The organism is Streptomyces mesophilus, assembly GCF_011044995.1.
GTDB classification, from domain to species: Bacteria; Actinomycetota; Actinomycetes; order Streptomycetales; family Streptomycetaceae; genus Streptomyces; species Streptomyces mesophilus.
In genome coordinates, this window is the sequence record NZ_JAAKZW010000301.1 from 1 (window position 1) to 8,528 (window position 8,528).

Consider the following 8,528-nt stretch of genomic DNA (forward strand, 5'->3'; position numbering starts at 1 on the left):
CGGCCGCGCCACCGTCGTGGCCGAGGTCGAAACGTATGAAGAGTGGCTGAGGCCCGTGGCCGGTTGCGCGGACCTCGTGCGGGTTTGTTGTCGGCTGTCGCGCCGTTGGGCTTCCGTTCTCCTATTGCTGTCAGAGATGGGGTGATGGCGTTTCACGGAGCGGGCCATATGCCCCTGTGGCTGCGGGTGTTGGCTTGGCGGGGTCGACGTCACCGTGATTGTGGGTCCCGAGAACAGTTGCCGGCCGTTTTGCGATCTCTGAGAGCAATAGGGGAACGGACGTCCGACGGCGCGGCAGCCGACGACGGCGCCGCGCGAGGTCCGCGCAACCGGCCACGGGCCTCAGCCACTCTTCATACGTTTCGACCTCGGCCACGACGGTGGCGCGGCCGCCGACGTGACGGAAGGGCCTACGGCGCTCGGCGTCCGTAGGCGTAGACGCGAATCCGTCCCGTGGCGCGCCCGGCTGGGCGGGGCACCTCGGGACGGATTCGGTGAGGGAAGGGATACGGGGGCTCAAGTCAAGTTGCACTAGGGGGCGTTGGTCAGGCGGCGGTGAGGGCTGCCTCGATCTTGGCGAGCATTGCCGTCACGCCCGGGGTGGGGCCGCCCTTGAGGGCGTGGACGCCGGAGGCGAGGGCGACGCCGACGGCGGCGCGGAAGTTGTCGGCCTCGGCCGGGCTCTTCTGCTCGAGCAGGGCGACCGCTTCGGCGAGGGCCGGGAAGACCTTGTCGGCGAGTTCGGCGACGGACTTGCCGCTCAGGTCCTTGATCTTCGACTTCTCCGCGAGGGCGTAGCCGATCGGGCCGGTGCCCGAGTACAGAGAGATCGAGCCGTGCGTGGCGACCTTGTGCGGCGAGCCCGACGCGGCGGCCAGCAGGGAGACGGCGCCGTAGGCGGCGGTGCGGAGGGTGGCCTTCTCGTCGGCGGAGAGGGTCAGGGCGGCGGCGGTGGTGGCGACAGACATGGTGGAAGCTCCTTGTTTTTGTTTTCCGTGGCCCCCTCTGGGCCGTGACACCACTATGGCACACGCGTGGCGCCATGGCGAGTCCGATCTGGCGTCTAGTTGGCGTCAGGTGCGGTCTCATGTCCTCTGACCTGGGGATCTCTTCGGAAAAATCTTTGGATCGGTGGCGCCATTGTGGCGCCACCGAGTCGTCGGTACGGGTCAAGGGGTGGTCGCGTACGTCGCCGTGGTGGCGCGGGGCAGGACGGCCCAGGTGCGGGTGCCGCCGCCCGGCTCGGGGGATTCGCCGCATCCCCATGTGCCCTCGCAGCACTTCACGACGCGGGCGAGGAGACGGAGGGCGGTGCGGCGGCGAGCGTCCAGGGCGGCGGCGAGGTGCGGGTGCGCGGGGTGCGGTTCGCCGTCGTAGACCGTGATGCGGAGGGCGTCGGCGCGGTAGCGGAGGGAGAGGTAGATCTGGGCCGCCGGGGTCAACCGGCATGCGGCGGCGGTGAGTTCGCCGACCGCCTGGACCGCGGCGTCGATGAGTTCGGGGAGGTGGTGGGCGGCGAGGATGTGGCGGGTCGCGGCGCGGGCGATGGCCGGGGTGGAGAGCGCGGCGGGGAGGGTCAGGCTGTACGCGAGGCCGTCGGGTTCGGCGCCTGGCTCCACGCCGACAGTTGCGTGCGGGACGAGGGTGAGCGACATGGGGAACTCCCTGATGCGGTGAGGGAATCGGGTCGGCACGGTCGGTCGCGGTGCGCTGCGTGAGGTGGTGGCTTTGTCCCCGCGGACGCCGGCGCCTGGCGGGCAGGGGTGCCTTCCGGATTCACGCCCCACATTCGCGTGACCGATGCGCTACTGACTGTAAGGGCAAAGGTGACCCATGTGTCACCTCTTCGGCGAAACATGGGTCCAGCCGTACACTTCCGCGCATGGCGACCAGGACGTCCCCGACAGAGCGTCAGAAGCGACTAGGGGCTGAGATTCGGAAGTTGCGGGCGGCGGCGGGGCAGTCCATCGAGTTCGCCGCCGGGCTGCTCGGAGTTGACCGCAGCAACATGTCGAGCATGGAGTCCGGCGTCCGCGCGATCAGCCCGGAGCGAGTACGCACCCTGGCCTGTAACTACGCCTGCTCCGACCAGGAGTACGTGGATGCGCTGGCCGATATGGCCGGTTACCGCAAGCGGGGCTGGTGGGAGCGGTACCGGGGCCAACTCCCCGCTGGGTTCATGGACATCGCGGAGATGGAGTGGCACGCGAAGCGGATGCGTAGCGCCAACTTCATCCACATGCCCGGGTTGCTCCAGACCGGCGATCAGGCGCTCGCGATCTTCCGTACGGCCGTGCCCGCGCTCCCCGAGCACGAGGTCGCCCTGCGTGTGGCCTACCGCCTCGAGCGGGCGAAGATACTGACCGACGGAGCCGCGCACGAGTACGTCTCGATCATCCACGAGGCCGCACTGCGCATGCAGTTCGGCGGGCACAAAGTGGTGCACGCCCAGCTGGAGCACCTGCTCGCGATGTCCGAGCGGGAGCAGGTGACACTGCGCGTGATCCCGTTCGCGGCCGGCGAGTTCCCTGGAGCCGGGCAGACGGTGTTCCACCTTGAGGGCCCAGTGCCGACACTGGACACCGTCCAGGTGGACAACGCCCACGGTCCGGAATTCCTGCACATGGAAGCCCAGTTGAACAGGTACCGGGGTCAGCTCGACTGGATGGAGCGCATCGCCCTCTCGCCCGAGGAGTCCCGCGACTTCATCCGCGCCATCGCCAACGAACTCTGAAGGGACGCCGTATGGCTGACATCACGTGGGAAGAGCCGTTCTGCGCGGAAGGCTCCAGCTGCTTCCAGCTGGGAACCGACGCGGACGGCAACGGCTACATCACCCTCGCCGGCGCCGAAGAGACGTATCTGCGCGACAGTCGGGACGCTCTGCGGCAGCTGATCCTCGACATCAAGGCGGGCAAGGCGGACCACCTGCTGTAGCCCCCAGCTGGGGATTGCAGGTTGCTGCAAGGTTCGCCTGCGACTCTCTCCGCATCACTTCACGACGGAGAGGGACTTCATGAACTTCCGCACCAAGCACAGCCGTCTGGCCGCCGCCGCGGTCGGCGCCCTGGCCGCCTGCACCCTGGGAATCAGCGCGACGCCGGCCTCGGCGGCCGCCTCCGACGGATACATCCGCGGCGCAGGTTCGATCTACGACGACTTCGGCGACGAGGGCACCCTGTCCATATCCACGTACGCGAACTCCAACCTGGCCTGCTTCTGGCAGCAGGTCCTCTACGCCGAGGGCGCCCGCGAGTCCGACGAGAGCAACTTCGACCGCAGCGACATCGACGGCAACTTCGGCTCCAACACCAGGTTCGCCACGCGGACGCTCCAGTACCGCTGGGGGCTGGATGCCGATGGCCTGGTCGGCAACGGCACTTTCGGCAAGCTGGACGCGAAGCGGGAGTACACGGACGTCGACGGCGGCACGTGGGTCGGGAAGCTGCAGTACGTCAGCACCATGGACGACGGAGATATCAAAGCCAAGTATCACGGCAAGCTCTACAGCTTCGACATGTACCGGAGCGCGGAAACCGGCCGCTGGTCCTTCCGCGGTCTGGGGGCGGACGAGTTGGATTCGATCATGCAGATCCGCTACACGGGCGAGAATCAGTGCTGATCGCACCTTGCCGGTGACGTTGCCGGTACCAGCAGCACCTTGTTCAGCGGGACCTTGACCGCGTGACCGTCGCGCCACAGGGCCGCCTTGCCCGAAGCGTCGCCCAGCATGAGGTACGGGGACGCCGGGGTGATGGCGGCCCCTTCGCTGGGGAGCTCGGACAGGGAGACCCGCGGCGCGACGCAGACCCAGGACGCGTCGATGCCGTAGTACCCGGACGGTGTGCGCCCGGCCGTGGCCGCCCGCACCGCGGTCACGCCCGCCTCCGCGGCCGGCCTGATCACGAAGTAGAGCGGTCCGGCCGCGAAGGAGACGATGGCGACGAGCGCGGTGACGGCACCGTAGAACCAACGGTCGCGGACCACACGGTGGAAGTGCCGCAGATAGCCCCAGAACGCGGGCGCGACCAGCCAGACGCTCATCGCGGCGACGACCTTCGCCGAGGCGATGGCCTGCCAGTACCGGGGGATGTCGACGTCCTCGCGGTCGAGGCCGAACTCCTCCAGGTAGTAGGTGTGGACGACGCTCCCGAGGCCCGGGAACAGCGCGAGGGCCACGGGCAGTGCCGCGGGGATCAGCCAGGGCACCCAGCTGCGGGTGCGCTGGTTGCGGATCAGAAGCCTGAGGCCGACGGCCACGGCATAGGCGGTGAAGAGCAATTGGAGCCCGGGGGCGCTCCAGTGCCCGGGCGGATCGAAGGACTTGAGGGTGTCCTTCAGCCAGATCGCCGCAGTGAACGGCACCAGGATGGCGAGCACCTTCCACAGGGCCACTCCCCAGTACGCGTAGGCGTGGGCGGCGGCGAGCGTGGCCAGGATGCCCCATACGAACATCAGCGGGACGAACTCGGCGGCGCTGCCGGACATGGCCAGCACCCAGAGCAGCACCCACAGATGACCGAGCCCCATGAGCCGTACACGCAGAGCCTGTCGGCCGAGCCGTCCGACGATGGCCGGCCCCGGTTCGCCGCCGCGCAGCTCCACGCCCGCGGGGGCGGGCCGGGTGCCGGGCAGGGGTCTGCGGGTCAGCGTCATGGCAGCCGCATCGGTGGGAGCGTGCACCTGGCGGCCGGTGTCCAGCCAGCCGAAGTACCTGCGGATGCGTTGCCACCGCACGTCCCAGGGTGCCGAGGGGGCGGCGCCCGGCATGACGTAGGCGTGCCAGGCCTTGGTGCTGATGGGGCGGCGGTCGACCAACTCCGCGGCGAGCACGGTGAGGTCCAGGGAGAGCTCGTCGCCCAGGTACTCCATCTGGATACGGGCGCCGTACGTCGCTCCCAGAGCGGAGCCCAGGAGGCGGACCTCGACGGTGTACTCCACCGTCCTGTCGCCGCGCGCGGCGTGCTGACGGGTGTTGGGTCCGCGCAGGATCTCCCAGCCCTGCGCCCCGCACTCGTCCTCGAAGAGCGTGCGGTCGGTGCGGGTGCCCACGAGGCGCACCAAGGTGACGACGCGCTGGTCGAAGGCGGGCATACGACTCCCCCGGTCGTACGGGAACGGGTGCGGGCCAGGCCTCCGTGGGAGGCCCGGCCCTGAGGTGCTGGTGGTGCGCTAGCTCTGGGAGTCCGCCGACTCGCCGCGCGGGAAGGAGACCTCCACGCGGCGGTTCTTCTTGCGGCCCTCCTCCGAGGAGTTGTCCGCGATCGGGTAGTCCTCGCTGTAGCCGCGGACCTCGAACGTGACGTCCGCGCCGAGGGACTTGGACAGCTCGTTGTGCACGGCGTCGGCGCGCTTCTTCGAGAGCGTCTTGCCGTGGGCGTACGAGCCGAGGTTGTCGGTGAACCCGAAGACCCGGACCTTGGTCGCGCCCTGGGCCTCGATCTCGTCGGCGATGGCCTGGATACGGGACTGGGCGTCGGGGTTGAGCTTGGCGCTGTCCTTACCGAAGAGGACCTCGGCCTGGAGGGCGAACTTGACGTCGGAGTTGGTGTCCTCGCGGCGCTCTTCGCCGCCCAGGTCTTCTACGACGGATTTGATGTCGAGGACGCGGGCGGGGGCGAGGGTGGCCCCTTCCTCCAGCTTCAAGTTCGGTGAGTTCGCGTCCACTTCAGGTGGTGGACTCGTGGTCGTGGACCCTGGTGGCTGGCTCGGAGTCGGGTCGTCAGCGTGGGCTGTTCCCAGGGTGAGCGTGAGCGTGGTCAGCAGGGCGGCTGCTGTGAGAGTGGCCGACTTTCGCATGGGTCACTCGCCCTCGGAGATCTCGATCGAGGCCGGGGGCATGTCGGCGATCTGGAAGTCCACGGTGGTGGCGGACTCGGGTGGGGCGGGGAACTGGGCGAAGAACGTCTTCTCATCGTCGGACATGAAGGCCGGGAACTTGGTGCACAAGCAGCGCCCCTCGGTATCCCGCAGGACCAGATAGCGCTTCTTGCCGGCCTTGTCGACGACCGAGGCACCAGCCATGGAGTGTGCGTTCTTCTGCAACTCCTTCTCGTCACCACGCCAGTTACCGGGGTTCCAGGCCTTTCCGCTTCCGTTCTTCACCTTGCCGGTGACGGTCAGGAAGCCCCCCTGGTCACGCACAGCGGAGTTGACAGTGAGGGTGATGTTGTCCCCGCCTGTCACTTCGGCCAGGACCTTCTCCTCGGCAGGTGCCTCAGGCTCTTCCTTCTCCTTGCTCTGCTTGTCGTCCTTTGCCGGGCTGGACTCCGAGGACGTCTTGTCCTCGCCGCCCTTGTCCTCCCCACCGCAGGCGGACACTCCGAGGATCAAACCACTCGTGATCGCCACTGCAGTCAGTGCCCTGCGGACCTTCATGTGCGCATCCTTCTCTCGTCATTCCGCCAAGTTGACTTCGTAGAGTTCCTTGGCCGTGGGGAGATCACCGGCGTTGAACGTCTTGGGATCTATAACCCACAGGCCACTGCCGTCGCAGAAGAACTCGATGGTCTGTCCGGGAACATTCGCGACCATGTGGCACCGGGGCTCGATCACCGCGGTGGCATTCGCTTTGGCCGTGGTGTCCTCGGTTCCGGGGACCAGTGAGTCCCCCACCGTGTAGTTCGTCTCGATCCGAGCTTCGTAGGCCAGGTTCCCGGCCACGAACGTCGGGTTGACGAACTGCAAGGTCGAGTCGTTCTGCGTGGCGAGTTGTTGAGCTCGGGGGAACCCGCTCGTCGGCGAAGGGACCTTGCCCTCAAGGGGCAGGACCCACGCGCCGGTCGGCAGTCCCGCGATGACCTCAAGCCTTAACTCGTCACGAGCCTGTTGCGCGGCAGCGAGGGCGGCCGCATCCGCAGCGGACTGAGCACCGCTGCGGGCGACCGCCCCTTTGGCGAAGACGAAGAAGACGAACGCAGCAAAGAGGACCATCCCCACTACCCATACGAACAGGGGGATGGTCGCTCCTTTGTCGTCACGCAGACGCGGAAACATCAGCCGCCGGTGATGGTCGCAACGGCCTCGCTGATCGCGCCCGAGATGATGCCGTCCAGGCCGAGACCCATCACCAGGGTCACGATCGAGGCGATCAGAACCAACAGACCCGCGTACTCCACGAACCCCGCGCCCTCGTCGGCCTTCTCGCCCTGCATGCGGGCGACAACGGTGTTCTTCCAGTTGCGGAGTGCCTTCGACATGATGTTCCCCTCCAGATCCGGCCGACCGCGTGCCGGCCGACTCACAAGTTCCGTTCGCGCCGATCCCGGAACCGGCTTCCTCCCGGCCGGTGCCGTTCTCGGCGACATGGGAAACGTACGGGGGAACAGGGGTCTCGTCGCAGGGTCCGTGGGCCCAACTCCGGGCCCAAAGAGGGAGTTGGGCCCTCGTGGGCTTCGTCTTCGCCGAGGTGGTGCGGGAGCCGGTCATCACAGTCCACCCGCTCCCCTGCCGCGTGCCGTGCCCAGCCAGACCGCGATCGCTTCGCTCCTGCTCGTACTGTGCAGCTTTGCGAAGATACGGTTGATGTGGTTCTTGACCGTCTTCTCGCTGATGAAGCAGGTGGCGGCGATCTGCTGGTTGCTCATGCCGGACGCGATGAGATCCATGACCTCCACCTCCCTCGAACTCAGACCGAAGTCGGGCCGCCGGCCGCGGACTTGGGGGGTCGCGTGGAGCCCGGGCGGACTCTGCGGACCGTTCGGGTTCGACTGTGGCACGGACGATTGCATTTGCGAAAGACTTTGCTGTGCGAAGGGCGGTTCCGAGACAGGTGGTCCCGGATCCGCCGGATGCGGGACGTCAGGGTCTCCGTAGGGGCGCGATGCCTGTACAGGTATCCCGGGAACTTTGCTCGTGCCGGTGAAGGGGACGCCCGTCTCGTAGACCCGGCCCAGGCCGTCGGGGAGACCGCCGCCCGCCGTACGGGGATCGGGGGCCTGTCCTCGTACATGGGCGAGGAGGGCGTCCTGGGCGGAGGCCGTGAAGTGGGCGCGGCCGGCCTTGATGTCCCGTACGGCGTCGGCGAGTTGGTCGGCGGTGAACTCGCCATGGACGAGATAGCCGCCCGCGCCCAGGCGCAGGGCTTCCTGGACGATCGCGGACTCGCGGCTGTACGTGAGCATCAGGACCGGGGCGACCTTGACCAGGAAGGGGAGGGCGGAGATGCCGTCGACTCCCGGCATGCGGACGTCCAACAGGACGACGTCCGGGCGGTGTTGCTGTGCGACGGCGAGGGCTTGGCGGCCGTCGGCCGCTTCCGCGACCACCTGGAGGTCTTCGCGGCCGCCGAGGAGTGCCGTCAGTCCGGCCCGTACGACGGGATTGTCGTCCGCGACCACGACCCGCAGCGCGGCCGCGGCGGGACGGGACGCCGGGCCGAAGGGGTCCTCGGGCGGCAGCGGCACCTGCGGCGGGGTGTGCTCGGAGCGGGGGGCCGAGGTGTGCGAGGACGTGTGGGTGGAGACGTGGTGCGAGGACGTGCTCGGGGAGACGGACGGGGGGTTGTAGCCGCTGTGGGGGCGTGCGCC

At 68.2% G+C, this 8,528-nt stretch carries 11 protein-coding genes; 3 read left to right on the forward strand and 8 right to left on the reverse strand.

Features of this window, described 5'->3' with window-relative positions; all coding sequences use genetic code 11:
* Positions 1–545: 545 nt before the first annotated feature.
* Positions 546–968, reverse strand: a complete 423-nt coding sequence (locus tag G6045_RS37200) for a hypothetical protein (RefSeq protein WP_165336658.1) — start codon at positions 966–968, stop codon at positions 546–548.
* Between the two features lie 201 nt (positions 969–1,169).
* Positions 1,170–1,655, reverse strand: coding sequence for an ATP-binding protein (locus tag G6045_RS37205; protein ID WP_165336659.1), 486 nt, complete (start codon positions 1,653–1,655; stop codon positions 1,170–1,172).
* A gap of 227 nt (positions 1,656–1,882) precedes the next feature.
* On the opposite strand from G6045_RS37205, the gene G6045_RS37210 reads away from it, so the two are divergent.
* From G6045_RS37210 to G6045_RS37220, 3 genes are all read left to right on the forward strand, one after another.
* The gene (locus tag G6045_RS37210) at positions 1,883–2,734 is read left to right on the forward strand and encodes a helix-turn-helix domain-containing protein (protein WP_165336660.1); all 852 of its coding nucleotides are present in this window, start codon (positions 1,883–1,885) and stop codon (positions 2,732–2,734) included.
* Between the two features lie 11 nt (positions 2,735–2,745).
* Positions 2,746–2,937, forward strand: a complete 192-nt coding sequence (locus G6045_RS37215) for a hypothetical protein (RefSeq protein ID WP_165336661.1) — start codon at positions 2,746–2,748, stop codon at positions 2,935–2,937.
* Positions 2,938–3,016: 79 nt separating this feature from the next.
* On the forward strand, positions 3,017–3,622 hold the full coding sequence (locus G6045_RS37220) for a peptidoglycan-binding domain-containing protein (RefSeq protein WP_165336662.1): 606 nt from the start codon (positions 3,017–3,019) through the stop codon (positions 3,620–3,622).
* Here the strand turns inward: G6045_RS37220 and G6045_RS37225 are convergent.
* From G6045_RS37225 to G6045_RS37250, 6 genes are all read right to left on the reverse strand, one after another.
* Positions 3,613–5,094, reverse strand: coding sequence for a hypothetical protein (locus G6045_RS37225; RefSeq protein WP_165336663.1), 1,482 nt, complete (start codon positions 5,092–5,094; stop codon positions 3,613–3,615). The genes G6045_RS37220 and G6045_RS37225 overlap by 10 nt on opposite strands.
* 78 nt (positions 5,095–5,172) lie before the next feature.
* Positions 5,173–5,799, reverse strand: coding sequence for an OmpA family protein (locus G6045_RS37230; protein ID WP_165336664.1), 627 nt, complete (start codon positions 5,797–5,799; stop codon positions 5,173–5,175).
* 3 nt (positions 5,800–5,802) lie between these two features.
* Complete coding sequence (locus G6045_RS37235) at positions 5,803–6,378, reverse strand: hypothetical protein (RefSeq protein ID WP_165336665.1); 576 nt, start codon at positions 6,376–6,378, stop codon at positions 5,803–5,805.
* A gap of 18 nt (positions 6,379–6,396) precedes the next feature.
* Complete coding sequence (locus G6045_RS37240) at positions 6,397–6,996, reverse strand: pilus assembly protein TadG-related protein (protein WP_165336666.1); 600 nt, start codon at positions 6,994–6,996, stop codon at positions 6,397–6,399.
* Positions 6,996–7,199, reverse strand: a complete 204-nt coding sequence (locus tag G6045_RS37245) for a hypothetical protein (RefSeq protein ID WP_165336667.1) — start codon at positions 7,197–7,199, stop codon at positions 6,996–6,998. The genes G6045_RS37240 and G6045_RS37245 overlap by 1 nt, the downstream gene beginning before the upstream one ends.
* A gap of 228 nt (positions 7,200–7,427) precedes the next feature.
* On the reverse strand, positions 7,428–8,528 hold a 1,101-nt coding region (locus tag G6045_RS37250), incomplete at its 5' end, for a response regulator (RefSeq protein ID WP_408056413.1).